Here is a 24,186-nt window from a genome sequence, read left to right on the forward strand (position 1 = left end):
ATCAGAAGAACCCCGCCCGTTGCGTGCTGTAGCTGACCAGCAGGTTCTTGGTCTGCTGGTAGTGGTCGAGCATCATCTTGTGATTCTCCCGGCCGATGCCGGAGTTCTTGTAGCCGCCGAACGCCGCGTGCGCCGGGTAGGTGTGGTACGAGTTCGTCCAGACCCGGCCGGCCTGGATCTCCCGCCCGGCCCGGTACGCCGTGTTGATGTCGCGCGACCAGACGCCCGCGCCCAGACCGTAGAGCGTGTCGTTGGCGATCTTCATCGCGTCGGCGTAGTCGTCGAACTTGGTCACCGAGACGACCGGCCCGAAGATCTCCTCCTGGAAGATCCGCATCTTGTTGTCGCCCTCGAAGATCGTCGGCTGGATGTAGTACCCGCCGGCCAGCTCACCGTCGAGCTCCGCGCGAGCTCCTCCGGTGAGCACCTTCGCGCCCTCGGCCTGACCGATGTCGATGTAGGCGAGGATCTTCTCGTACTGGTCGTTGCTGGCCTGCGCGCCCATCATCGTCTCGGTGTCGAGCGGGTTGCCCAGCTTGATCGCCTTGGTCCGCGCGGTCGCGTCGCCGAGGAAGTCGTCGTAGATCGACGCCTGGATCAGCGCCCGGGACGGACACGTGCAGACCTCGCCCTGGTTCAGCGCGAACATCGTGAAGCCCTCGAGCGCCTTGTCGTAGAAGTCGTCCTTCGAGGACGCGACGTCGGCGAAGAACACGTTCGGGCTCTTGCCGCCGAGCTCGAGCGTGACGGGGATGATGTTCTCCGAGGCGTACTGCATGATCAGCCGGCCGGTCGTGGTCTCGCCGGTGAACGCGACCTTCGCAACTCTGTTGCTTGAGGCAAGCGGTTTGCCGGCCTCGACGCCGAACCCGTTGACGATGTTCAGCACCCCGGGCGGCAGCAGGTCCTCGATCAGCTCCATGAACACGTGGATCGACGCCGGCGTCTGCTCGGCCGGCTTCAGTACGACGGTGTTGCCGGCTGCCAGTGCAGGCGCCAGCTTCCAGGTTGCCATCAGGATCGGGAAGTTCCACGGGATGATCTGCGCGACCACGCCGAGCGGCTCGTGGAAGTGGTAGGCGATGGTGTCGTCGTCGATCACCGACACGGAGCCTTCCTGGGCCCGGAGCGCGCCGGCGAAGTACCGGAAGTGGTCGATCACCAGCGGCATGTCCGCGCCGAGCGTCTCGCGCACAGCCTTGCCGTTGTCCCAGGACTCGGCGACCGCGAGCAGTTCGAGGTTGGCCTCGACCCGGTCGGCGATCTTGTTCAGGATGTTCGCCCGTTCGGCCGGTGAGGTGCGGCCCCAGGCGGGCGCGGCACCATGGGCGGCGTCGAGGGCGCGCTCGACGTCGTCCGCCGTGCCGCGCGCGATCTCGGTGAAGTTCTCTCCGGTGACCGGAGACGGGTTCTCGAAGTACTGGCCCTTCGCCGGCTGTACCCACTCGCCGCCGATGTAGTGCTCGTAGCGCGATTTGTAAGTGACCGGGCTGCCATCCTGCCCGGGAGCTGAGAAGATCGTCATAGGTCCTCCTTGGAAACCCGGCGTTGGGACCGACACTAGGCAGCGGGACGTTGCACGGACGTTGCAGCGCGGAGTGAGGCGGTATGGACCAACGGGAGCAGGCCCGTCGGCTGAGCGAGTTGTACGACGAGGTGCTCGGCGGCGTTCAGATACCTGGTGCGCCGAGGGCTCTCGTCGCGGCGTCCTGGGAGCGCTCCCTCGCCGCCGCCGTCGACCCGGAGCTCGATCAGCCGCCGCTCGTCGTCGACCACGAGATGGTCGAGACGTTGCGCGAGAACCATCCGCTCCGCGCGGTCCTGCCGGTACTGCGGCAGACGCTGACGACGATCGCCGACGAGGCGTCGCACATCATGATCATCACCGACGCGCAGGGCATGATCCTTTGGCGCGAGGGCTCCGCCGAGGTCAAACGTCAGGCCGATCGCATCGCGCTCTCAGAGGGTGCGGTGTGGTCCGAGGACCAGATCGGCACGAACGGCATGGGTACGGCGCTGGCCGTCGGCGAGCCCGTCCAGATCCACTCGGCCGAACACCTGGTACGCCGGATCCACGCGTGGACCTGTGCCGCCGCGCCCGTCCACGACCCCGACACAGGCAAGCTGCTCGGCGCGGTCGACGTCTCCGGACCGCTGCGCACGGTCCATCCCGCAATGGTCGCGCTGGTGACCGCGGCGGCCCAGCTCGCCGAAGGCCAGCTGAAGGTCCGGATGGCCGCGGCCGACGAGATGCTCCGCGCGCGCAACATGCGGCACTTGACGGCGCTCGGCGATGCACCAGGCGCTTTACTGACCCCGTCCGGTCGCGTGCTCGCAGTACAGCCGCTCGAATGGCTGCCCGACCGCCTCGTCGTACCGGACGGCGCAGATCGCATCGATCTCGGCGACGGACGCGAAGGACTGGTCGAGCGACTCGACGAGGGCTATCTGCTCCACATGCCCGGTGCGCGGGTACGCCGTTCGCGCCCGTCACTCCAGCTGAAGCTGCTCGGCTCCGGCCAGCCGACCGCGATCGTCGGCGGCCGCGAGATCGCGCTGACGTTGCGGCGGGCCGAAGTACTCGCACTGTTACTACTGCACCCGTCAGGTCTGACCGCGGAGCAGCTGATGCTCCAGCTGTACGGCGACGAGGGGAACCCGACGACCGTCCGCGCGGAGATGCACCGGCTGCGCAACCTGCTCGGCAGCGGCGTACTCGACACCAAGCCGTACCGGATCATCGCCGACGTCACCGGCGACGTGACCCAGGTCCAGACCGCTCTCCGCGAGGGAAACCTGCACACCGCGCTCAGCCTGTACGCGGGTCCGCTCCTCGCCCGCTCCGACGCTCCCGCTCTCCGGCTGGAACGCGACGAACTCGACGCCACGATCCGCCGCTCCGCCCTCGACACACGCAGTCCGGACGTCCTGTGGCAGTTCGCCCAGACACCCACCGGCGCGGAGGACTTGGAGATCTTCGAGTCGCTGGCCGCCGTGCTCCCGACCGACGATCCACGCCACGCCGCGGTCGCCGCGCGCCTGGCGAGACTGGTCGACTAGGTCCTGTCTGGATCACCAGACAGGACCTATGCGCAACGTGACACGAAACACGCGGGCGTGATGATGACCGCAAGCACATGACTGACGAGTAACCAACCAATAACATCGCTGGTATGCAGATCCTCGCCATCGTCGTCTCGCTCGCGGTGACGCTTGTCGCCGTAGCACTGTTCGGCAAGACGATCGGGCACATCGTGTCCGTCATCAAGCTCGGACAGCCGGCCGGCCGGACCGACAACCCGGGCAAGCGGACCGTCACCCTGGCCAAGGAGACCCTCGGCCACACCCGGATGCTGCAGTGGAGTCACATCGGGGTGATGCACTGGTTCGTCGCCTTCGGGTTCATCGGGCTGTTCCTGACCCTGGTGACAGCGTTCGGCCAGCTCTTCGACCCGCACTGGGCGTTGCCGATCATCGGGCACTGGTTCGTGTTCGAGTGGGTCAGCGAGGCCCTGACCTGGACCGGTCTGGTCTCGATCATCGGGCTGATGGCAATTCGGCTGCGTCATCTGCCGAAGGGTTCCGAGGGTCGCTACAGCCGGTTCTACGGGTCGACGTCCTGGCAGGCGTACTACGTCGAGTACACGATCCTCGGCGTACTGATCTGCATCGCACTGCTCCGCGGGCTCGAGTACCAGCTCGGCGCGGTGTCCAATTCCGGGGGAGACAAGTTCCACTTCCCGATGACGTACTTCATCGGCTCCGGACTCTTCGGCGGCCTGAGCGAGCACGGCTTGGAGAACGCGGTCTACCTGGTCGCGATGATCAAGATCCTGATCTCGTTCGCGTGGATGATCACGATCTCGCTGAACGCGACGATGGGCGTGGCGTGGCACCGGTTCACGGCGTGGCCCAACATCTGGTTCAAGCGCAGGGCCGATGGGGGTACGGCGCTGGGCGCGCTGCAGCCGATCATGGTCAACGGCGCCCCGATCGACTTCGAGAACATCGAGGAGCTCGACGAGGACGCGGCGCTCGGGGTCGGCAAGGTCGAGGACTTCACCTGGAAGGGCCTGCTCGACTTCACCACCTGCACCGAGTGCGGGCGATGCCAGTCGCAGTGCCCGGCGTGGAACACGGACAAGCCGTTGTCGCCGAAGCTCATCATGATGGGTCTGCGCGAACACGCGTACGCCAAAGCGCCGTACCTGCTGGCCAGTGACGACGACACCCGCAAGTCGCTGCCCGAGCTCGTGCTCGCCGAGCAGGACAAGCCGTTGGTCGGACCCGCGGATGTCGCGGTCATCGACGAGGAAGCGTTGTGGGCCTGTACGTCGTGTGGCGCGTGCGTGCAGCAGTGCCCCGTCGACATCGAGCACGTCGACGCGATCATGGACATGCGCCGGTACCAGGTGCTGATCGAGTCGTCGTTCCCGTCCGAGCTCAACGGGCTGTTCAAGGGCCTGGAGAACAAGGGCAACCCGTGGAACATGAACCCGTCCGGCCGGATGGACTGGGCCAAGGACCTGCCGTTCCAGGTCAAGCAGGTCGGCACGGACGTCGAGTCGCTGGACGAGGTCGAGTACCTGTTCTGGGTCGGCTGCGCCGGCGCGTTCGAGGATCGCGCGAAGAAGACCACCCAGGCGGTGGCCGAGCTGCTGAACATCGCGGGCGTGACCTTCGCCGTACTCGGTGACGGCGAGACCTGCACCGGCGACCCGGCGCGGCGCTCCGGCAACGAGTTCGTGTTCCAGCAGCTGGCGATGCAGAACGCCGAGGTCTTCAAGGAGACAGGAGTCCGCAAGGTCGTCTCCACCTGCGCGCACTGCTTCAACACGTTGAAGAACGAGTACTCGCAGCTCGGTGTCGAGCTCGACGTCATCCACCACACGCAGTTGCTGAACCGCCTGGTCCGCGACGGCAAGCTGACCCCGGTCGCGCCGGCGGACAGCTCGCTCAACGGCCAGACGATCACGTACCACGACCCGTGCTACCTCGGCCGCCACAACCAGGTGTACGACGCTCCGCGCGAGCTGCTCGACATCATCCCGGGAGCGCAGTACGCCGAGATGCCGCGCAACCAGACGAAGTCGTTCTGCTGCGGTGCGGGCGGCGCGCGGATGTGGATGGAAGAGAAGCTCGGCACCCGCATCAACCTGAACCGCACCACCGAGGCGGTCGAGACCGGCGCCGACAAGATCGCCACCGGCTGCCCGTTCTGCCGCGTGATGCTGTCCGACGGGCTCACCGCCAAGCAGGCCGACGGCTCCGCACGCGAGTCCGTCGAGGTGCAGGACGTCGCTCAACTGCTGCTGGCCTCGGTGAAACGTGGCGAGTAGTTGCAGCTAGCTGCAAATCTCTTCCTCCCCAGCTGGTCCAGACCGTAAGATCCGACGGCTGTGCATCATCTGGGGAGGACAACAGCACATGAGGATCCGCGCCGCGCTGGTCACTGTGGTCGCCGTACCACTGGCCCTCGGCCTCGCCGCCTGCGACAACCACCAGCCCACCGGCTACCGCCCATCGGCCCCGGCCGACACTCCGGCTGCAGTCAGCACCAAGACCACTGCACCCCTCAAGACCGCCCGGCTCAACCGCGTCACGTTCCTCCCCGCGATGAACTCCGCACTGACGAAGCAGAAGTCGTGGCGCATCACCGGCAGGATGACCGTCAACGGCACCGTCGGGATGACCATGAGCGGCGTCCAGACAGCGCAACCGTCGGCGATGTCGATGGAGATGTCCGGTGCGGCCTTCGGCGGCAAGACCGCGAAGATGATCCAGATCAAGAACGTCGCCTATGTGTCGATTCCGGGGACGACTCCGAGCGGCAAGTTCGTGAAGATCAAGGCATCGGCCGGTGACCTCGGCCAACTCATCGACAGCTCTGACCCGACCACGATCTTCAAGTCGTTCGGCTCGAACATCGGCAGCGTGAAGTTCGCCGGCGTGGAGACGGTGGGCGGCCAGACGTTGGACCGCTACGACGTCAGCGTCGACACCGCCAGCGCGCTGGCCCTGCAGCACAAGAAGCTTCCAGCCGGTGCACCCAAGACGTTGACCTACAGCCTGTGGATGGACAAGGCGCACCTGGTCCGGCGGATGTCCTTCGAGCTGCTCGGCGTCTCGATGGTGATGTCCATGACCGACTACAACAAGGCGGTGCACATCGCTGCGCCGCCGGCGAGCAAGATTGTGAAGTAACGACCGGAATCGGTCAGACTCCCACCCGATTGTGTGAACTTCTCGTAATCTCCCGTTACGGATGTGATCACCTCTCGATGATCGGGTGGGGCCTGTGCCGATGCGGAGTAGTCGACGAAGCTTTCTGACAGCGACCGGGGCGGCGGCAGCGCTCGCGCTGACCGGCAGTCTCCCGGAGATCAAGAGTGCCGCGGCCGGGTGGACCGGCCGGCCGGACCGGCGGGACCCGTTCACGCTCGGCGTCGCTTCCGGCGATCCGCTGCCGGACGCGGTCGTGATCTGGACCCGGCTCGCGCCGGATCCGCTCGCGCCGTTCGGCGGGATGGACCGCAGGCCGGTCGACGTGGAGTGGCAGGTCGCGGAGGACGAGCGCTTCCACCGCGTCGTCCGCCACGGTTCGGTGAAGGCCGGCCCCGAAGCGAGTCACTCGGTCCACGTCGATGTACGCGGGCTACGTCCTTGGCGGCACTACTGGTACCGCTTTCGCGTGAACGGTCAGCTCAGCCCGGTCGGCCGGACCAAGACCGCGCCGACCGCCGACACGCAACTGTCAAAGCTTTCGTTGGCGTTCGCGTCCTGCCAGGCGTGGTGGGAGGGCTGGTACACGGCGTACGCCGACATGGCGAAGCGCGACCACGACGTCGTGTTCTTCCTCGGCGACTACATCTACGAATTCGGCATCGACCGCGGCATCCGGCCGCACTCGAACGAGCCGTACATCACCCAGCAGACGGTGACGCTGGACGAGTACCGGCAGCGCTATGCGGCGTACAAGCTGGACGCAGATCTCCAGACCGCGCACGCGAACGCGCCGTGGATCGTCACGCTGGACGACCACGAGGTGGTCGACAACTGGGCCGACGAGGCGCATCCGAGCGCGCCGCCCGCGCAGTTCCGCGTACGCCGGGCCAACGCGTTCCGCGCGTACTGGGAACACATGCCGTTGCGGCTCGCGCAACTCCCGACGGGCCCGGACATGCAGCTCTACCGGCGGATCAACTACGGGCGGCTCGCGCAGTTCAACGTGCTCGACACGCGTCAGTACCGATCGGACCAGGCGTACGGCGACGGCACGAAGGCGCCCGGCCCGGAGACCGCAGATCCGACCCGCACGATCACGGGGGACGCACAGGAGAAGTGGTTGCTCGACGGCTGGTCGGCGTCGCAGGCGCGGTGGAACGTGATGGCACACCAGACCGCTATCGCCCGCCTCGACACCAAGGACGGGCCCGAGGTGCTCGTCCCGATGGACACGTGGGACGGGTACGAGGCCTCGCGGAACCGGATCCTCGGCGGCGCCGCGCAGCGCAAGGTCCGCAACCTGGTGTCGATCGCCGGCGACCTGCACCGCAGTGTCGCGTCGGACCTCAAGCTCGACTTCACCGATCCGGCGTCGGCGACGGTCGGCGCCGAGTTCGTCGGTACGTCGATCTCGTCGGGGATGGACGGCGAGGACCTCGACGCGGGCGGCGCCACGCTGCTGCGGGAGAACCCGCACATGAAGTTCGGCAACTTCCAGCGCGGCTACGTCAGCTGCACGATCACACCGCAGCAATGGGTCTCGGACTACCGCGTCGTCGACAAGGTGTCGGTCCAGCACGGCACTGTGAGCACCCGCGCCAAGCTCCTCGTCGAGGACGGCCGCCCCGGCATCTCGGAGGTCCAGGAATGAACATCCCCCGGCAGACAGTGATCGCGGCCGGCACGCTCGTGGCGGCCGCGCTGCTCGGCTCCAGCTCGGTGCCCAAGGCAACTACATCGGACGTCGCGGTGAGCGTCGCGCCGGAGCAGCTGAGCGTCGTCGGCCTCCCGTGCTTCCCCGGCATGCTCAACCTGACGATGACCAACACCGGCTCGCAGGACCGGTACGCCGACCTCACGCTCGACCCGACCGGTCCGCTGCAGCTGTCCCGCACTCTGTTCTCTTCCTGGCTGCCGGCGCTCGATCCCGACCAGCCAGTCTCCGCGCCCGTCGAGGTCCGCGTACCGCGCAACGCCAAGCCCGGCTCGTACAAGATCGGTGTCGAGGTCGACCGGCAGCGCGTGACCGTCCCGGTGACCGTCAACCCGCTACCGCCGAAGGGCCCCGGCGACAACCTCACGCTCGGCGAGCAGGCGACGGCATCGTCCACCCACGGCAACTTCACCCTCTGCGGGGCCGTCGACGGCGACAAGGATTCCGAGCACTGGGACACCCTGACCGGCTGGAACGACGGCACCCGCGCCGCCTTCCCCGATACGTACGACGTGGCTCTGTCGACGCCGGCAACCATCAACCGGGTCGAGCTCTACACGCTGGACTCCGCGAAGTACCCGGCCCGCGTGAACGGGCTGCGCGACTGGGACGTCCAGGTCAAGGCCGGCGATACCTGGCAGACGGTCGACCAGGTCCGCGGCAATACCGTCGGACATGTCACGTCGACATTCGCCCCCGTCCAGGCGGACGCCGTACGCATCCTCTGCCTCGACGGGAACGACCACACCTACTCCCGCATCGTCGAACTCGAGGTCTACGGAAGCTGACAGACCGGCAGCTTCAGGCGTAGCAGGGCACCGGTCCGGGACGGCACGGCTTCGGCCGTCCCGCCGTGAGCCTCGGCGACCTGTCGGACGATGGCCAGACCTAGCCCGGATCCGGGATGCGCGCGGGCGGCGGGTGAACGGTAGAAGCGGTCGAAGACGAACTTGAGGTCGCTGTCGGGGATCCCGGGGCCGGCGTCCGCGACGTCGAGAGCGCCCGCCTCGAGAGTGATCAGGACCCTGCCTCCAGGCGGGCTCCACTTCACGGCGTTGTCGACGAGGTTCGCAACGGCGCGTTCCAGGGCGTCCGGATCGCCGTGGACGAGGGTGGGCGCACAAGCCAGGTCGAATCCGATCTCTGCTGCTGCCCGTCGTGCCGCGCGGGCCGCGACGCGTTCCGCGACGAGATCGAGGCGGACGTCTTCGGTGTGGAAAGCGGGTTGACCATAGCGGGCCAGGTCGACCAGGTCATTGATCAGTGTCCTGAGTTCGCCGGCCTGGCCGAGCGCCTCGGCAGCCAGGTGTGGGGCCTGGGTATCGGCCAGGTTCTCCGCCAGCAGTTCGAGATTCACGGTCAGGCTTGTGAGTGGTGTGCGCAGTTCGTGCGAGGCATCCGCGACCAGGCGCCGCTGGGCACCGACGGATTCGTCCAGCGCGGCGGTCATCCCGGCGAACGCGGAGCCGAGCCTGCCGATCTCGTCCTGGCTGTCGGTGGGGATCGGGATGGCCAGGTCTCCGGTCGTACGGATCAGCTCGACGGTCTCGGTGAGCCGCCGCACCGGGCGCAGGACGCGCCTAGCAGCCAGGCGTGAGGCAAGTGCTGCCAGAAGTCCGGCGGCCACCGTCGATCCGGCGAGCAGCCAGGCGAGTTGGTGCAGGGTGGGTGCAGGATCGGATTGCGGGATCGCTGTGCGCACGAGCGTTCCGGGCGTCCCTGGGAAGGGGGCGGTGTAGATGCGGTAGGCAACGCCGTCGTACACCGCCGTACGGAAGTAGGCAGCGGCAGTTCCTTTCGCGACCTCGACGTCGCGGGCGGTGAGGTCGACGAACTCCGTCGACGGCCCGGCCTGGACCGGGCCCGGCACGATCTGCAGTTGGGTGCTCCCGATGCCCAGCGGAACACTCGGCAAGGCCGATTCGTTGGGCGTCCCCTTGAACTTCTGCTTGATGGCTGCGGCCACCTCCGGGGCCTTTGCGGCCGCGGCCACCAAGGAGCTGTCGATCTGGCCGCGGAGGTTGGACTCTACGGCCGGGTACAGAACCACCGACACGAGCAGCATCGCGCCCGCGGCAATGGCTCCTCCGGCGATGGCCAGCCGGGTGCGCAGGTTCACGGCTCCTCACGCAGGACGTACCCGAGGCCGCGCACCGTCTGGATCAGTCTGCTGCCGCCGTCCGCTTCGAGCTTGCTGCGCAGGTAGCTGATGTAGACCCACAGCGCGTTCGACTCCGGGCCGAAGTCGTAGCCCCACACGGACTCGAAGATCTGGGTCCGGCTGAGCACCCGCTCGGGATTGCGCAAGAACAGCTCCAGCAGAGACAACTCCGTCTTGGTCAGCTCCAGACGCCGACCGGCACGTTCGACCCGGCGGCCGCTCAAGTCCAGATCGACATCGGCGAAATGCAGCACCTCGGCCCTTGCGCCGCTCCGCCGCAGCAGTGCGCGAAGCCGAGCTCGCAACTCCTCCAGGGCGAAGGGCTTCGCCAGGTAGTCGTCGGCCCCCGCGTCGAGCCCGGCGACCCGGTCGGTCACCAGGTCCCGGGCCGTCAGCATGAGGATCGGCGTGTCGTGCCCGCCCGAACGCAGCCTGCGGCATACCTCGAGCCCGTTCGGTTCGGGCATGAGGACATCGAGCACCACCGCGTCCGGGCGGAACACGCCATGCTCGGCGAGGGCGGACGTCCCGTCCATGGCGGATGCCACGTCGTAGCCGTCCCGGCGCAACGCATGCTCCAACGACCCCCGTACCGCCGGGTCGTCGTCAACCACAAGTATCCGCATGGCCGTCCATCCTCGCCGTCAATCATGAAGGTCTGATGAGGTGAGACACAACGGTTGTCAGCCCTTGGCCAGTGACTGCTTCAGCTCCCCCAAGGCGGTCATGAGGCGGTCAGCGCTGACGCCGAGAGAGGCGGCGATCTGACGGAAGCCCTTGGAGCTCGGATTGATTCCGTCCGGAGCCGAGACCAAGGTGATCAGAGCGGCCTTGGCCCTGGCCTGAGAGACGCCGAGCTTCGCGGCCAGCTGTGCCGCCGCGGCGTTCGACGCGAACGGCGAGTTCTTCGGGTCGCCCCCCTCCTTGCCCTTGTGCTCCTTGTCGCCGGCACGAGGGCGCCCGGGCTTGAGAATCAGCGGTTCCACGGCTGCTTTGACCCGAGAGACAGGCATCCCCAGATTGGCCGCGACGGCCGCGACGAATGCCTGCGGCGTCACGTTGGTCCTGCCGGCCAGCGATCGCTTCGCCGCGACCAGCGCGGCGGTGAGCCGGTCGGTCGTCACCCCGAGCTTCGCCGCGATCGCGGCGAAGTCGGCATCTGCGGACGGCTTGGACTTCCCGTCCACCTTTGCCGCGGCACCGGATTTCGCCGCTCCTGGTTTCGGATCCGAACCTGACGTTCCCGCCGACGCGGTACCGGTCGTGGCCAGCGCAGCGAGCACGACCGTGGCCACGATCCGTTGTGAGCGTTTCATCATCGTGAGTCCTTTCGTCCACCGAACGCGCCGGTGGAGAACCGGCGCCGTGGAACAACACAAACAGCGCGGACTCAGGTGTGGTTTCAGCCAGCTTTAGAGCTTCCTTAGAAGCGGCGCCGACAGCCCGTCAGCCGAGCGCTCCGAGCACGGCTATCAGCACGGCCACGACGACGATTGCGCCGGACACACCCAAGAGCGTGCCGAGGCCCTTTCGCTTCACTTTGCTGTGGCCGATGCTTCCGGACGTGAACTGGTGGAACGGCGACGCGTAGAACACCGGCACCGCCTGGTTCGGCTGCACCGTGCAGTCGAGCGCGGCCTTGCCATAGACGCGAATCCACTGCGAGTGGACGTCGATGTGCAGCGGCCCGGCAGGCACCGGGATGTCGTTCCGGCCGTACTTGACCGGCACCGGGTACCCGTTCAGGTGCACCGTCGGCGGGATCATGTTGGACGTCATCGCACTGCCCTGGATGGTCAGCTGCAACATCCCCATCGGACCCGGCGGCTGGTACTGCTGCTGCGGCTGAAACTGAGGCGGCGGCTGCTGCTGGAAGCTCATGCCGCCAAACGATAGAGCGTGCGAGGGGCCCGAGCAGATCGGCCCCACGATCGAACGCTTGTTTGCACCCCACGGACCTGTGGAGCGGGTGACGGGAATCGAACCCGCACTGTCAGCTTGGGAAGCTGATGTTCTGCCATTGAACTACACCCGCGCGTCGCCGGTCTCCCGGCAGCAGAGATGAGGATAGCCGATCGGCGGGCTCCCAACCATGCCGGGTCCGCGCGTCGGTTGTTGCGCGGTCAGGGTGTTGTCCCCAGAAGGGGCCGAATGCATCGAAAATTGCGGTGCGGACGGTTTGCGGTGGGGGTTCTTGGGCAGTTTTCCACAAAGGGCGCGTTCAGGACTGGGCAGGTACGTCATCTTCTGGCAGATTAGAACGCGTTGCCGGGGGCAACATTCGACGCAACGTGAGGACGCGGTCCTCCGGACCGGACAAGATGGTTGCGGGCAACTGGATGAAGGGGTGAACGGTGGCAACAGACACAAGTGACGCGGTGGACAACCTGGAGAAGGAACTCGTCACGTTGGCACGGCGGCTGCGGGGTCTGCAGCGGACGCTGTCCGACGAGGCGCACCCGGACCTGGAGCCGGCGCAGTACGCGTTGCTGAACCACGTCGAGGAACTGGCGCCGGTGCGGATGGCCGACCTGGTGGCAGCGCTCGAGGTGGACAAGGGTCCGGTCAGCCGGGCCTGCGCGCGACTCGAGGAAGAGGGTCTGCTGAAGCGTGCCGCCGACAAGTCGGACGCACGGGCGACCCTGCTGACACTGACCGCGGCCGGCAAGCGCAAGCTGACGGCGGCCCGGAAGAAGCGGCACAAGGTGATCGAGGACCTGCTCAAGGACTGGTCGCCGGCCCAGGTGAAGACCTTCGCCACCCAGGTGTCGAAGTTCAACAAGCTGTCCGACTGAGGTTAGTTGCCTCAGGCCCAGGTTGGTGGTGCGGTCCTGCCGGAGAGCTGAGGGCTCCGGACGATTCACCACCAGCCCTTGGGAAGGGCTGCAGCTGTGCGGATGAGCAGCACGCTGCTAACGTGCGACCGTGCTGCTCTCCGACCGTGACATCTTGGCCGAGCTCGACGCGAAGCGGGTCCAGCTGGATCCGTTCGATGCTGCGATGGTGCAGCCGTCGAGTGTCGATGTACGGCTGGATCGGTTCTTCCGGGTCTTCGAGAACCACCGATACCCGCATATCGACCCCGCCGAGGAACAGCCGGATCTGACCCGGCTGGTCGAACCGGACGGCGAGGAGCCGTTCATCCTGCATCCCGGTGAGTTCGTCCTGGGATCGACGTACGAGCTGATCACGCTCCCCGACGATGTCGCGGCCCGCCTCGAGGGCAAGTCGTCGCTCGGCCGGCTGGGCCTGCTGACGCACTCGACGGCCGGCTTCATCGACCCGGGCTTCTCCGGGCACGTGACGCTGGAGTTGTCGAACGTCGCAACCCTGCCGATCAAACTCTGGCCGGGGATGAAGATCGGCCAGCTCTGCTTCTTCCGGCTGTCCTCTCCCGCGGAGCACCCGTACGGCTCGGAGAAATACGGCTCGCGGTACCAGGGCCAGCGCGGTCCGACGCCGTCGCGCTCCTACCAGAACTTCCACCGCAGCGACATCTGACGACATGAGTAAGGGCCCCAGGACGAGAGTCCTGGGGCCCTTACTCATGTCAGAGATCAGGCGGTCGCCTTGACGAAGATGCAGACCGACTCGAGGTCCGTCGAGTCGTAGCCGGTCGGCAACTGCCGGTAGACGCCTCCGAACGGCGAGACGGCGACGGGCGACTCCTGCTTGCCGTTGTAGAGGTTCAGGCCCAGGTCACCGTTGCCCGGGGTGCTGTTGTCCGACGGCGAGTCGCTCTCGGACGGCGTGTCACCGGACGAAGGCGTGTCACCGGATGAGGGCGTGTCACCGGAGGAAGGCGTGTCGCTCGAGCTCGGGCCGCCCGAAGGGGTTGGGCTCGGCAGGTCGGCGCCGGTCTTCGCGTCCAGCAGCACCGGCTGCGCCTCGGCCTTCGCGTACACCACGCCGTGGAACGCCGCGGTCAAGTTCGGCACGATGCGGCCTCCGGACTTGCTGTTGAAGCCCCAAGCCTTCTTGCCGGTGGTGTCGTCGAGGCCGATGACCTCCTGGCCGTCGGTGCAGACGACCGATGTCGCCTGGTCCGCGAAGCACCTGTAGTCGCCGGCTCCGATGCCCTCCGGCGGGATGACGGGCGCCGTCTGCACCACGGCGCCGGTCGACAGATCGATCGCGTAGATGGCTTCGGTCTTGGTCCCCTGGCCGTAGTCGATGTATTTCATGCCGTAGAAGTAGGCGTGCTTGGCGGCACCGGCGATCGGGTTCAGGTACGCCAGCTTCAACGGGATCTGCTTCGTGACCTTCCCGCTCGCACCGTCGACGAGCAGCATCGTGCCGTCGGTGGCGCTGTCCGCCTGCCCACCCTTCGCACCTGCGATCACGCCGTTGTGCAGGCCCGCCGGGTTCATCCCCGGCACGATCGTGGCCTTCTGCGTCTTCGGGTCCGCGTACACCGTCAGATCGATCCGCTTCACGGTCACGTTTCCGGCGGCGACCGCACCGACCGCGACCTGCCCGGTCTCCGGGTCGTACGCCGTGTCCCTCAGGCTCGGGGAGCCGATCGCGTTGTCGCCCTCACCTTGCACCGTGCTCACCGGAGTGGACACCTCGGCGATCTTCTTGCCGGACATCACGTCGATCCACTGGATGACGACCAGGCCCTTCGGCTTCTGCGTGCCGTTGCCCTTGTCGGTCTCGGCGTAGGCGACGATCGCGACATCCTTGCCGTCGACCTTGGCCGCCATCGGCGCGCTCGCGCCGTTGACCGTGGTGGTGTCGGCCGACTTGGACGGGATCATCCACTGGTTGTTCGCATTGGCGACGTCGTGACCGTTGAGCCCGGCATAGCCGCCGATCAGCGCGACCTGGCCGGCGATACCCATCTGGGCCTCGTCGAGGGCCGAACGGCCCTGGTAGTCGGCCGACGGGAACGCTGCCGCGACGCTGAGCGCCTTGGGCGGGTCGAAGGACGGGACCGTCGGAGTCGACGGGGTGGCGGAGGTGGTGGTGGACTGACCGCCGTTGTCGGAGCCCGAGTCGGATTTCTTGTCGCTGCCGCCGCAACCGGCCACGAGGATCAGGGCGGCGGTGACGGCTGTAGTTGCCACCATCGGGCGCAACATCGTTGGTTACTCTCCCCAAGGTCGACCGAGAATGATCGACTGAACGCTAGCAGTGTCCATGGGTCTGCCCGGTAGTTATCCACAGGCGTTGCAGGAAGCTGCAGGCGTCCGGGGTCGCTCAGGTGGTCCGGGCGAGCCCCAGACGCTGCAGCAGGTGGTAGAGCGCGGCGGCCGCGCTGTTCAGCGGCACCCCGTTCAGCTGTACGCCGTTCATCGGACGATCGAGAGCCCGGTCCCGCGGTGGCGGGGCTGCTGGTCGGCCAGGACCCGGGAGGCGGGCTCGGCCAGGCGGCGGGTGGGCTCCAGCCGGTCGGCCAGCCGGCGCAGTGCGCTGGCGAGGCCCTCCCGCGGGCTGGTGCGGTCGGCCTTGCGGTCGTGACGCATGGCGCGGGCCTCGGCGGCGCGCAGCTGCTCGGCGACTCGGTAGCGGGCAACTTCCTGGTGTGCGGTGATCATGATCGTGTTCCCCTCTGGTGATCCCCGTGGCTGGTTTTGGCAATGCTTCGCTCAGGTCCCGCCGCCGCCTGGGCGGCGGGACCTCGATCGCTTACATGAACCCAACGAACCCGACTGCGCCGATCCGACGCGTGCGGTGTTGTTTCCGGGTCAGACCTTGTAGACGGTGATGTCGCCGGAGACGGTGCGGGCCCGCAGCATCAGCGCGCGCTCCCCCTCGGCCGGCTTCTCGCCGGGCTCGAGGTCGCACCGGATGTGCCCGGTGACGGTCTTCAGGTCGAGGTACGTCGGGAGGCCCTCGGGCACCCCGATCTGGACGTCGCCGCGGGCCGTCTCGGCCTGGACGCTCGGTCCGTCGGCGATCTCGACCTTGACGTCGCCGGAACCGGAGGTGGCGACCGAGTGGTCGCGGATCCGCTCGATGGTGATGTCACCCGAGCCGACCTTGACCGACGTGGGACCGTTGGCGTCGCCCACGGTGACGTCTCCGGAGCCGGTGCTCAGGCCGAGCGCGTCGCCGGCCTCGTCGATGTCGATCGAACCGGAGCCGGTGCTGGCCTTGACCGCGCCGGTGACGGACTCGACCTTGACGTCTCCGCTGCCGGTGTTGACGCCGAGCTCGCCCTCGACCCGGGTCAGCTGTACGTCGCCGGAGCCGGTGGACAGTCGCGACGGACCGAGCGGCACCTCGGAGGTGATGTCTCCGGAGCCGGTCTTCACCCTGGCCTCGAGGACCGCCGAGGTGGCGATCCGGACCAGGATCTCCGGTCCGCGGCGGACGTTACGCGGGCCTTCGATGATCAGCTCGCCGTCGACGACCTCGAAGATCACGCCGTCGTCGTCGCCGTCGATCTCCATCGAGACCGCGGTGCCGGCGCCGTCCGGGTTGGCCTTGATCTCGACCAGTCCTGAGCCGATCTCGATGCGGATCCGCTCGATCCGCTTCTCCTCGTCGTCGATGTACTGCGTCGCGCTGTGGTCGCTCATTCGACCCACCCCGTCATCCGTTGTCCCGGGCCGTGTCCGCCCTTGCGTCGTTCCTTGTCCTCGCGACGCCGGTCGCGGTCGTCACGTCGGCGGTCGCGATCGCGGCGGCCGCGGTCCGAGCCGAAGACACCCTCGTCACCGAAGGGGCCGTTCGGACCGAACACGCCGTTCGGACCGAAGACGCCGTCGGGGCCGAGCGGGCCGTTCGGGCCCAGCGGGCCTTCCGGACCGAAGACCGGGCCGCGCGGCGGGCGCGGCGGCCGGGGCGGACGGCCGCTACGGCCGCTCAGCTCGGTCATCACGGTGCGCATCAGCCACGCGTTCGAGGAGATGCCCTCGGCATTCGCGGCCTCGTCCACCTTGTTCTTGATCGACATCGGCAGCCGGAGGGTGATCCGGGCGGTCGGCTCGTCGGCGTCGAACACGAACTGCTCGTCCGCCTCCGCGTCGGCCTCGTCGTCGATGTCGTCGTCGGTCTCGTCCGGACCGGTCAGCTGGCTGGGCGCCGGTGTAACCACGAACTCAGGACGGCCACCGGCCATCCGGAGCTCGACCGAGCCCGGGGACAGCTCGCGGCTGATCTCCCCGGCTGCGTCGGACAGGGCTGAGATGAGGGCCAGGCGGCCCGCGTCATCCAGCGTTGCCCCGAGGCGCTGGGCCACGGAGCGGGTTTGCTCGTCGGCCAGGGCGGTGGCGTTTTCAACGCTCCGCCGGACCGACTCGAGGTAGTGGTCAAGTTCCATGTGCATCATCATGACGTCATCGTGACGTCACTGTCAACCCCTTCTGATGTCAGGTCGTCGTCAGAGTGGCGGCACAGGCAGAATGGCGTGCAGTCAACCAAGGAGGATCCGTGTCCAGAGGAGTACTCATCACCGGCGCATCCCGGGGTGTCGGCGCGGCCGCCGCGCAGGCGTTCGCACGAGCCGGCGACCGGATCGTGCTGCACTGCCGCGGAGCAGTCGCCCGCGCCGAGGAAATCCGTGCCGGACTGCCCGGCGACGGCCATAGGGTGATCGCCGCGGACCTCGGCGACCCGGCCGCAATCCCTTCCCTGGTTGACGAATCGGCCGCCGCGCTCGGGCGGATCGACGTACTCGTCAACAACGCGGCGATGTTCGTCGACGAGCCGGTCGGCGGTTCGCGGCGGGTCGGTCACCCGCTGGCAGAGACGTCGTACGACGAATGGGTCGCGACCTGGCGTCGGACGTTGGCCGTCAACCTCGAGGGGGCGGCGCATGTGACGTGGTGCGTGGCGCGGCAGATGCTCGACCAGGACCCCGCAGACGGCGTACGGCGGGGTGCGGTCGTCAACGTCGGATCGCGCGGCGCCTATCGCGGCGAGCCCGATGTGCCCGCGTACGGCGCCTCGAAGGCCGGGCTGCACTCGCTCGGGCAGTCACTGGCGGCATCGCTGGCGCCACATGACATCAGCGTGACGTCAATCGCGCCCGGCTTCATCGCCACCGACATGACCCAGACGTTCCTCTCGGGTCCCGGCGGTGACGCGATCCGCGCACAGAGCCCGTTCGACCGGGTCGCCACCGCCGAGGAAGTCGGCAACGCAATCTTCTGGCTCGCCTCACCCCAGGCGAACTGGGCAAGCGGCGCGGTCCTCGACTTCAACGGCGCGTCCTACCTGCACTGAGCCGGCTACCCGTTGCCGACCGCCACGAGGGTGGGCTTCACCCGTCTGAGCCCCGGACCGTAACAGATCCTTGTTCGCTCAGTTATTCAGTAACAACGGGTGAGCTTCCGGATACCTGGAGAGGGGTCCGGACCGGTCAACCCGCCGTCCGGTGCACCCGTCCGTCGCCGGGCTCGTCGTACAACGGGAGCCTCTTCATGCGTTTCGCCCGCATCACCCTGGGCCTGCTGCTGACGCTGGCAGGTCTGGCGGCCACCGTGGCCGGAGCCGTCGCCGCCTTCTGGCTGGTCGGTCCGGACAACACGATCTCGACCCCCAGCCGTGAGTTCGCCAGTTCGGGACTCGCGGTTGTCACCGCGCCCACGCTGCTCGACCGGCACGGCCCGACGCTGCACGTCAACGCGTCCGGCGACAAGCCGCTGTTCGTCGGCATCGGCCAGGACCTCGACGTCCGCGACTATCTCGCCGGGTCGGCGCACACCAGGCTGACCCGCTTCGAGCCGCCGGGCACGTTCGGCACGCAGGACCTGCGCGGCCGCAGCGGCAAGCTGACGCCGCCCGGCCAGCTCGACTGGTGGGTCGCGCAGTCGGCATCTGGCTCGCAGTCGGTGAGCTGGCCGATGCAGGACGGTCGGTACGAGGTCGTTGTGATGAACGCGGACGGCACACCGGCCGTCGGAGCGCAGGTCAGCTTCGGCGTGCAGGTGCACCGGCTCTTCGGGATCTGCCTGCTAGTGCTGGGCGCGGGTGTATTGGTGCTCGCGTTGGGCCTGGCGCTGATGTTCCGTCGCCGGAAGGTCGCGGTCGCGGCTGACACCCAGTCGACGACCGAGATCCCGCTGCCGGTCACCTCGCGCATCCCGGTCCTGGTTCCGGTCGTGGCGAGTACGTCGGACGACAACGCCCCGGCGTACAGGGTGTCGCCGTTCGCGCCTGAGCGGGTCAGCCCGTTCGCGCAGCAGACCCAGCCGAAGCCCGCCGCCGCCAAGCTCAAGCCCGCTGTGGTCAAGCCCGCGCCGACGCCGGTGCCGGCGGCGCCGATGTTCATGTCGGCCGCGGCGGTCGCCCGGGCCAAGTCGCCGGCCCTGATCGGCGCCGGCGCCTCCCAGCGGCACGACGAGCCGGTGGACCGCGCCGAGACCCTCGAGACCACCGAGACCACCGAGACTGTGGAGCGCGCCGAGGCCGTCGAGACGGAGACCGTTCCGCTCGCCGCGTCGCCCGAGTTCGAGAAGAGCGACGAGGCGGTCCGCCGTACCGCCGCCCTGCTGGCCAGCGGCGCCTTGTTGCTGACGACAACGAGCTGCGGGCTGATGCCGCCGAAGAACAGCCTGGCCGCGCCGGACAGCCGTCCGGCCGTCACGCTCGCCGACGCGCAGGCCGTCGTCCAGCGCTACAACCAGCTCAACAACCAGGCGAACCAGACGCGCGACGCCAAGCTCTCCGCGACGATCGAGGGCAACCCGACGCTCGCGCAGACCCAGGCGGGCTTCGTCATCGGGCGCAAACTCGACGCCGCCGGCAAGGACGTCTCGAAACCGTTCAGCTACACCGACCCGGAGATCGGCGCGCCGCAGTTCGCGTCGTACCCGATGCGGTTCGTGGTCAGCTCGGGCGTCTCCAACGCGCCGGGCAACCGGCAGCTCGGCGTCTGGCAGCGGGAGAACGCCGGTAGCCCGTGGCTGTTGACGCACTCGGTCTACCCGCCGAAGGGCGTCGAGCTGCCGTCGGTCGACGGGATGCGCACGCCGGACAAGAGCGACCTGAGCAAGCTGCAGAGTCAGCCGGCAACAGTCGCGAAGGACCTCGCGACGTACCTGACCGGCGGCCCGAACGCCCCGCAGTCGAAGCTGTTCACACCGTCCCCCGCCCTGTCGAGCATGCTCAAGCTGCGGGCGACGACGAAGGCCAACGACACCGCCGAGCCGTACATCGCGAGCGTGACCGACGCGTTCCTGCCATCCGGCGAGCCGCTGACCTTCATCACGTCGTCCGGCGACGCACTGGTGTTCCTCACGCTCACCGAGCAGTACCTGCAGCGCGTCGAGCCGGGCTCGAACGCGTACTGGACCAGCGGCGAGGCGACCGCCTTCAGCAGCATGGTCAAGTACACGCAGAGCCTGCACCAGGACTACCTCCACCAGGTCGCGCTGGTCATCCCGACCAAGTCCACCGACGAAGCGGTCCGGGTCCTCTCCATCGACCCTCAACTCATCGGAGCCGGCGGCGACTAATCGCAGGCAAGCGGTTGCCGGAAGATAGTTCCGGCTGATTGACTCTCGGGGTGAGGTTTTTCCCACCGCCTGGGAGTTTCAGTGGATATCACCCGTCGCCGCCTGCTGTCCTTCGTCCCCGCCACCGCTCTATTGACCGCGGTCAACCCGGCTCCGGCCGCCCGCGCTGACGGGCGGACGGTGAGCGCCGAGCCCGGTCAGTTGCTGGCCAATGCGATCGCGATCTACGCCGGTACGGCGGAATCGAACGCGCGCCCCGAGGTCGCCGCCAAGGTCGCCGGGATCGACAGCACCGCCCGTACCTGGTTGTCCGCGCTCGACCGCGCCGGCGCCGGCGAGCTGTTCGCCGGCCTGCCCCTCGGCGCGAGCGATCCGAACCTCAGCTCGTCGTACCAGCACCTCTACGAGATCGCGCTCGCCTTCCGCCGGCCCGGACCGGCGTCCGACCTGCAGGGCAACGAGCAGGTGCGTGCGCGGATCGCGGAGAAGCTGCTCTGGCTCCACGCGAACTACTACGGCGACCAGTCGAAGGGGTACTACGGCAACTGGTTCACGTGGGAGATCGGCATCTCGACGTTCGTGTCGAAGACGCTCGCGCTGATCGACGCCCCGACCGACCTGATCACGCAGTACGTCGCCTCGATGGACGCGTACCTGCGGAACGGGAAGAACGGCGACGTCGACCTCGACTCGCGCTTCCACACCGGCGCGAACCTCGTCGACATCACCGCGAACCGCGTACTCCAGGGCGCTCTGCTGAACGACGACGCGCGGATCCGGAAGGCGCTGCAGGACCAGTTCACGGTCTTCGCGACGATCGACCCGTACAACCTCCAGCACGACGTCACCGACGGGTACTACGCGGACGGCTCGTTCATCCAGCACGCCTCGGTCGCGTACACGGGCTCGTACGGGAAAGGCCTGCTCAGCCGGGTCGTGCAGACGATCAAGACCCTCGCGGGGACGGAGTACGCCCAGGGTGACGACTTGGTCGGCGTCGTGCAGGGCTGGGTCGAGCACGGGTTCGCGCCGCTGATCTTCGAGGGCTGGATGATGGAGATCGTCAAGGGTCGCGCGGTGTCGCGCACGGCGACCGGGTACGACGACGTGGCGGTCGTCGTCGAGGCGATCGTCGACCTGGCCGACTACGCGACCGGTGCGGATGCCCAGCGTTTGAAGGCGTTCGCAAAGTTCACAGCGCGGCCGACGATCAACGTGAACAGCTTCGTCTCGCCGGTCAGCATCGGACGATTCGCTGACCTGAAGAACGATCCCGCGATCGTCCCTGCGGACCTCAATCCGGCGGCGAGTACGACGGCGTTCAACGCGATGGACCGGACCGTCCATCGCCGGCCCGGGTACGCGTTCGCGGTCGCACGGAACTCGCAGCGGATCAGCAAGTACGAGTACATGAGCGGCGAGAACCTGATGCCGTGGTTCCAGGGCGACGGCGCGCACTACCTCTACCTGGCGGGCGAGGACCAGACGAAGTCGTTCGGCATCGACTACTACACGACGGTCTCGCCGTACGCGCTCGGTGGCGTGACCGCGCCGGTGGAGACGCGCAAGACGGTGCCGGAGCTCTACGGGACGGCGTACTACGACAACCCGCCGACGTTCACCGCGTCGTCGGAGTCGCAGAACACCTACGTGTACTTCCCGACCGGCACCAACGTGCACTCCGGCGGCGCGACCCTCGACGCGTACGGCGCGGTCGGCTGGGTGCAGTCGGACGATTTCGCGTACGCGTCGCGCGCGAGCCTTCCGGACGACTTCGTCGTCTACAAGAACGCGTCGGCGACCAAGTCGTGGTTCCTCCTCGACGACGAGATCGTCGTGCTGGCAGCCGGCGTCGGCGACGCGACCCGCGCGGTCACGACCACGCTGGACACCCGGATCGCCGGTGCAACCGATCCCGTCACGATCACCGGCGTACGCCGCGACGGGCGGCCGTGGACCGGCTCGGGCACAGTCGCCCCACGCTGGCTCCGTTACGCCAACAGCACAGCCTCCATCGGCTACCACTTCCTCCAGCCGACCGAGCTCACCGTCGACCTGCAGGCAATCACCCGAAGCCGCCGGGTCGTGCGCACGTCCAACCCGGACACCGCGATCACCAAACAAGTCTTCGCTCTCACCGCCACCCAGTCCGCGGGCGCCAACGGATCTCTCGCCTACGTATTGGTGCCCAACGCAACAGAATCCGCCCTGAAGGCATACCAGCACAATCGGATCCTGCCGCTCGCCAACACCGTTAAAGTGCAGGCGATCCAGCACCTGGGGCTCCGTCTGACGGCTGCCAACACCTTCACCGCCGGACCTCACAACCTTCCCGGGCTCACCATCGACGGTCCGGCCTCGCTGCTCCTGCGCCGTCAATCGTCAGGCGTGCAGGTTGCAGTGTCCGATCCGACGACGCAGCGCGACACCATCACCGTCAACCTCTGGGCGCAGTACCTCAAGCCGGCGACGACACCCGTACCAGGCGTCCAGGTGACGCGGACGCTCACCGGCACACGATTGACCTTCACCACCCGCCACACCTACGGGAGCAGTCTGGCGATCAAGCTTCTTCCAGCTTGGTGATGATCGCCTGCATGGTGGCGAGCGTCGTACGAAGGTCGTCGAGGTCGACCGTCTCGGCGAGCTGCGAGGTCCACGGGTGCTGGGCGACCGCGATCTGGCGGATCGCCCAGTAGCCGGCCTCGGTGCAGGCGAGCAGCTTGGCGCGACGGTGCGCCGGGTTCGGTCGGTACTCCGCGAGCCCGCGGTCCACGAGCAGATCCGCTATGCGCTGGACACCCTGCCGGCTGACGCCCATGATCCGGCCGACGTCGGCGACCGACCGCGGCTCGTCGAGCACACCGCCGAGCACCTGCCACCACGCAGCCGTCAGTCCGCCGTGCGCGGCGAGATCCTGGGCAGCCTCCATCAGCCGCGCGTTCAGCCGGAAGGTGGCGAGGACGACATCCGTCAACACCGCACCACCTTCCGACTGCTTCGTCGGCTTCGGCCACTCTTGTCTGGGTGGAACCGTCATCCCACCAGCGTCGCGTACGCCGCGGGGTCGGCGCGATGGAACACGCCTTCGTACGCATCCAGCTTCCGCTCGTCCGCCAGCTCGAGCCGCTGCAGCACCGCCCGCGCGAACTGCACCGGCGAGTCCGGCCCCGCCGTGATCAGATCCCCACCGACAACAGCCCGCTCGTCGACGTAGTTGCCGGCGCCCTGGTATCCGGTCGCCTGCAGGTACTCCTTCGCCGCACTCGTGTGCTTGCGCTCATCGAGCAACCCCGCCCGAGCCAGCCCCGCCGTCGCGCCACAGATCGCCGCCACCGGCACCGAAGCCTCGAGGAACCGCGCCGCCAACTTCGCGAACGCATCCCCACCCCCGTTGTCCCACTGCCCCGACCCGGCCAGCACCAGCAGGTCACCCGAATCCGGCTCGACGTCGGCAATCGTCACGTCCGGCACGACCCGCATCCCACCCATGGTCACCACCGGCTCCAAGGACTCCCCCACCGTCACCACAGACCACGGCACCCCGGTGAACCGCCCGGTCCGCAACTCCACCACCAGGTGCCCGATCTCCCAGTCCGCCAACGTCTCGTAAACCGCCACATACGCTGTCTTCATAGACAACATGTTGTCATAACGACAATGTGTTGTCAACAATT

Annotated in this window: 21 protein-coding genes and 1 tRNA gene; 10 read left to right on the top strand and 12 right to left on the bottom strand. The window is 67.7% G+C overall.

All coding sequences use genetic code 11. The features are described from left to right. Nucleotide 1 precedes the first annotated feature (1 nt). Nucleotides 2-1,525: an acetaldehyde dehydrogenase ExaC gene (gene exaC, locus EV645_RS12310; RefSeq protein WP_130442758.1), complete on the bottom strand. Its 1,524-nt coding sequence runs from the start codon at nt 1,523-1,525 to the stop codon at nt 2-4. A gap of 83 nt (nt 1,526-1,608) precedes the next feature. On the opposite strand from exaC, the gene EV645_RS12315 reads away from it, so the two are divergent. From EV645_RS12315 to EV645_RS12335, 5 genes are all read left to right on the top strand, one after another. Continuing rightward, nucleotides 1,609-3,060 carry a GAF domain-containing protein gene (locus EV645_RS12315; protein WP_130442760.1) on the top strand — a complete coding sequence of 484 codons (1,452 nt, stop codon included), beginning with the start codon at nt 1,609-1,611 and terminating at the stop codon, nt 3,058-3,060. 113 nt (nt 3,061-3,173) lie between these two features. After that, nucleotides 3,174-5,339, top strand: coding sequence for a (Fe-S)-binding protein (locus EV645_RS12320; protein WP_130442762.1), 2,166 nt, complete (start codon nt 3,174-3,176; stop codon nt 5,337-5,339). Nucleotides 5,340-5,427: 88 nt separating this feature from the next. Further along, nucleotides 5,428-6,204 carry an SCO4651 family lipoprotein gene (locus EV645_RS12325; RefSeq protein WP_130442764.1) on the top strand — a complete coding sequence of 259 codons (777 nt, stop codon included), beginning with the start codon at nt 5,428-5,430 and terminating at the stop codon, nt 6,202-6,204. Between the two features lie 100 nt (nt 6,205-6,304). Beyond that, nucleotides 6,305-7,876: an alkaline phosphatase D family protein gene (locus EV645_RS12330; protein WP_130443766.1), complete on the top strand. Its 1,572-nt coding sequence runs from the start codon at nt 6,305-6,307 to the stop codon at nt 7,874-7,876. Then, nucleotides 7,873-8,727, top strand: coding sequence for a galactose-binding domain-containing protein (locus tag EV645_RS12335; RefSeq protein ID WP_130442766.1), 855 nt, complete (start codon nt 7,873-7,875; stop codon nt 8,725-8,727). Before EV645_RS12330 ends, EV645_RS12335 begins: the two co-directional genes overlap by 4 nt. On the opposite strand, the gene EV645_RS12340 is transcribed toward EV645_RS12335, so the two are convergent. The 5 genes from EV645_RS12340 to EV645_RS12360 all read right to left on the bottom strand — a co-directional run bounded on the left by EV645_RS12340 (nt 8,715) and on the right by EV645_RS12360 (nt 12,135). Beyond that, entirely contained in the window at nt 8,715-10,058 is a 1,344-nt protein-coding gene (locus EV645_RS12340) for a HAMP domain-containing sensor histidine kinase (RefSeq protein WP_130442768.1), read from the bottom strand. The genes EV645_RS12335 and EV645_RS12340 overlap by 13 nt on opposite strands. After that, a complete protein-coding gene (locus tag EV645_RS12345; RefSeq protein WP_130442770.1) occupies nt 10,055-10,726 on the bottom strand; it encodes a response regulator transcription factor in 672 nt (223 codons plus the stop codon). The genes EV645_RS12340 and EV645_RS12345 overlap by 4 nt, the downstream gene beginning before the upstream one ends. 57 nt (nt 10,727-10,783) lie before the next feature. Beyond that, nucleotides 10,784-11,419: a hypothetical protein gene (locus tag EV645_RS12350; protein WP_130442772.1), complete on the bottom strand. Its 636-nt coding sequence runs from the start codon at nt 11,417-11,419 to the stop codon at nt 10,784-10,786. A gap of 127 nt (nt 11,420-11,546) precedes the next feature. Then, entirely contained in the window at nt 11,547-11,981 is a 435-nt protein-coding gene (locus EV645_RS12355; RefSeq protein ID WP_130442774.1) for a hypothetical protein, read from the bottom strand. Between the two features lie 80 nt (nt 11,982-12,061). Next, nucleotides 12,062-12,135, bottom strand: a tRNA-Gly gene (locus EV645_RS12360). Nucleotides 12,136-12,454: 319 nt separating this feature from the next. Here EV645_RS12360 and EV645_RS12365 point away from each other — a divergent pair. Together EV645_RS12365 and dcd are read left to right on the top strand one after the other, a co-directional pair. Then, the gene (locus EV645_RS12365; protein WP_130442776.1) at nt 12,455-12,895 is read left to right on the top strand and encodes a MarR family winged helix-turn-helix transcriptional regulator; all 441 of its coding nucleotides are present in this window, start codon (nt 12,455-12,457) and stop codon (nt 12,893-12,895) included. A 130-nt stretch (nt 12,896-13,025) separates the two neighbouring features. Beyond that, entirely contained in the window at nt 13,026-13,601 is a 576-nt protein-coding gene (gene dcd, locus EV645_RS12370; protein WP_130442778.1) for a dCTP deaminase, read from the top strand. A 56-nt stretch (nt 13,602-13,657) separates the two neighbouring features. Here the strand turns inward: dcd and EV645_RS12375 are convergent, their stop codons facing one another. The 4 genes from EV645_RS12375 to EV645_RS12390 all read right to left on the bottom strand — a co-directional run bounded on the left by EV645_RS12375 (nt 13,658) and on the right by EV645_RS12390 (nt 17,370). Beyond that, nucleotides 13,658-15,172, bottom strand: a complete 1,515-nt coding sequence (locus EV645_RS12375; protein WP_130442780.1) for a PQQ-binding-like beta-propeller repeat protein — start codon at nt 15,170-15,172, stop codon at nt 13,658-13,660. A gap of 222 nt (nt 15,173-15,394) precedes the next feature. Beyond that, nucleotides 15,395-15,640: a hypothetical protein gene (locus EV645_RS12380; RefSeq protein ID WP_130442782.1), complete on the bottom strand. Its 246-nt coding sequence runs from the start codon at nt 15,638-15,640 to the stop codon at nt 15,395-15,397. A 150-nt stretch (nt 15,641-15,790) separates the two neighbouring features. Then, nucleotides 15,791-16,627: a DUF4097 family beta strand repeat-containing protein gene (locus tag EV645_RS12385; RefSeq protein WP_130442783.1), complete on the bottom strand. Its 837-nt coding sequence runs from the start codon at nt 16,625-16,627 to the stop codon at nt 15,791-15,793. After that, on the bottom strand, nt 16,624-17,370 hold the full coding sequence (locus tag EV645_RS12390; RefSeq protein WP_130442784.1) for a hypothetical protein: 747 nt from the start codon (nt 17,368-17,370) through the stop codon (nt 16,624-16,626). The genes EV645_RS12385 and EV645_RS12390 overlap by 4 nt, the downstream gene beginning before the upstream one ends. A 110-nt stretch (nt 17,371-17,480) precedes the next feature. Between EV645_RS12390 and EV645_RS12395 the strand changes: the two genes are divergently transcribed. The 3 genes from EV645_RS12395 to EV645_RS12405 all read left to right on the top strand — a co-directional run bounded on the left by EV645_RS12395 (nt 17,481) and on the right by EV645_RS12405 (nt 23,095). Then, a complete protein-coding gene (locus EV645_RS12395; RefSeq protein ID WP_130442785.1) occupies nt 17,481-18,275 on the top strand; it encodes an SDR family NAD(P)-dependent oxidoreductase in 795 nt (264 codons plus the stop codon). Between the two features lie 197 nt (nt 18,276-18,472). Further along, the gene (locus EV645_RS12400) at nt 18,473-20,509 is read left to right on the top strand and encodes a DUF8094 domain-containing protein (protein ID WP_130442786.1); all 2,037 of its coding nucleotides are present in this window, start codon (nt 18,473-18,475) and stop codon (nt 20,507-20,509) included. Nucleotides 20,510-20,590: 81 nt separating this feature from the next. After that, nucleotides 20,591-23,095 carry a polysaccharide lyase family 8 super-sandwich domain-containing protein gene (locus tag EV645_RS12405; RefSeq protein WP_130442787.1) on the top strand — a complete coding sequence of 835 codons (2,505 nt, stop codon included), beginning with the start codon at nt 20,591-20,593 and terminating at the stop codon, nt 23,093-23,095. On the opposite strand, the gene EV645_RS12410 is transcribed toward EV645_RS12405, so the two are convergent. Together EV645_RS12410 and EV645_RS12415 are read right to left on the bottom strand one after the other, a co-directional pair. Then, nucleotides 23,073-23,489, bottom strand: a complete 417-nt coding sequence (locus EV645_RS12410; RefSeq protein WP_242000343.1) for a MarR family winged helix-turn-helix transcriptional regulator — start codon at nt 23,487-23,489, stop codon at nt 23,073-23,075. The genes EV645_RS12405 and EV645_RS12410 overlap by 23 nt on opposite strands. Nucleotides 23,490-23,545: 56 nt before the next feature. Continuing rightward, nucleotides 23,546-24,145 carry a DJ-1/PfpI family protein gene (locus tag EV645_RS12415; RefSeq protein WP_198681556.1) on the bottom strand — a complete coding sequence of 200 codons (600 nt, stop codon included), beginning with the start codon at nt 24,143-24,145 and terminating at the stop codon, nt 23,546-23,548. Between the last annotated feature and the right edge of the window lie 41 nt (nt 24,146-24,186).

This window comes from Kribbella rubisoli (genome assembly GCF_004217145.1).
GTDB lineage: Bacteria > Actinomycetota > Actinomycetes > Propionibacteriales > Kribbellaceae > Kribbella > Kribbella rubisoli.

What these genes read in the sequence shown, in the direction of transcription:
- exaC (WP_130442758.1), bottom strand. Translation starts at nt 1,525, where the DNA reads ATGACGATCTTCTCAGCTCCCGGGCAGGATGGCAGCCCGGTCACTTAC.
- EV645_RS12315 (WP_130442760.1), top strand. Translation starts at nt 1,609, where the DNA reads ATGGACCAACGGGAGCAGGCCCGTCGGCTGAGCGAGTTGTACGACGAG.
- EV645_RS12320 (WP_130442762.1), top strand. Translation starts at nt 3,174, where the DNA reads ATGCAGATCCTCGCCATCGTCGTCTCGCTCGCGGTGACGCTTGTCGCC.
- EV645_RS12325 (WP_130442764.1), top strand. Translation starts at nt 5,428, where the DNA reads ATGAGGATCCGCGCCGCGCTGGTCACTGTGGTCGCCGTACCACTGGCC.
- EV645_RS12330 (WP_130443766.1), top strand. Translation starts at nt 6,305, where the DNA reads ATGCGGAGTAGTCGACGAAGCTTTCTGACAGCGACCGGGGCGGCGGCA.
- EV645_RS12335 (WP_130442766.1), top strand. Translation starts at nt 7,873, where the DNA reads ATGAACATCCCCCGGCAGACAGTGATCGCGGCCGGCACGCTCGTGGCG.
- EV645_RS12345 (WP_130442770.1), bottom strand. Translation starts at nt 10,726, where the DNA reads ATGCGGATACTTGTGGTTGACGACGACCCGGCGGTACGGGGGTCGTTG.
- EV645_RS12350 (WP_130442772.1), bottom strand. Translation starts at nt 11,419, where the DNA reads ATGATGAAACGCTCACAACGGATCGTGGCCACGGTCGTGCTCGCTGCG.
- EV645_RS12355 (WP_130442774.1), bottom strand. Translation starts at nt 11,981, where the DNA reads ATGAGCTTCCAGCAGCAGCCGCCGCCTCAGTTTCAGCCGCAGCAGCAG.
- EV645_RS12375 (WP_130442780.1), bottom strand. Translation starts at nt 15,172, where the DNA reads ATGGTGGCAACTACAGCCGTCACCGCCGCCCTGATCCTCGTGGCCGGT.
- EV645_RS12380 (WP_130442782.1), bottom strand. Translation starts at nt 15,640, where the DNA reads ATGATCACCGCACACCAGGAAGTTGCCCGCTACCGAGTCGCCGAGCAG.
- EV645_RS12385 (WP_130442783.1), bottom strand. Translation starts at nt 16,627, where the DNA reads ATGAGCGACCACAGCGCGACGCAGTACATCGACGACGAGGAGAAGCGG.
- EV645_RS12390 (WP_130442784.1), bottom strand. Translation starts at nt 17,370, where the DNA reads ATGGAACTTGACCACTACCTCGAGTCGGTCCGGCGGAGCGTTGAAAAC.
- EV645_RS12400 (WP_130442786.1), top strand. Translation starts at nt 18,473, where the DNA reads ATGCGTTTCGCCCGCATCACCCTGGGCCTGCTGCTGACGCTGGCAGGT.
- EV645_RS12415 (WP_198681556.1), bottom strand. Translation starts at nt 24,145, where the DNA reads ATGAAGACAGCGTATGTGGCGGTTTACGAGACGTTGGCGGACTGGGAG.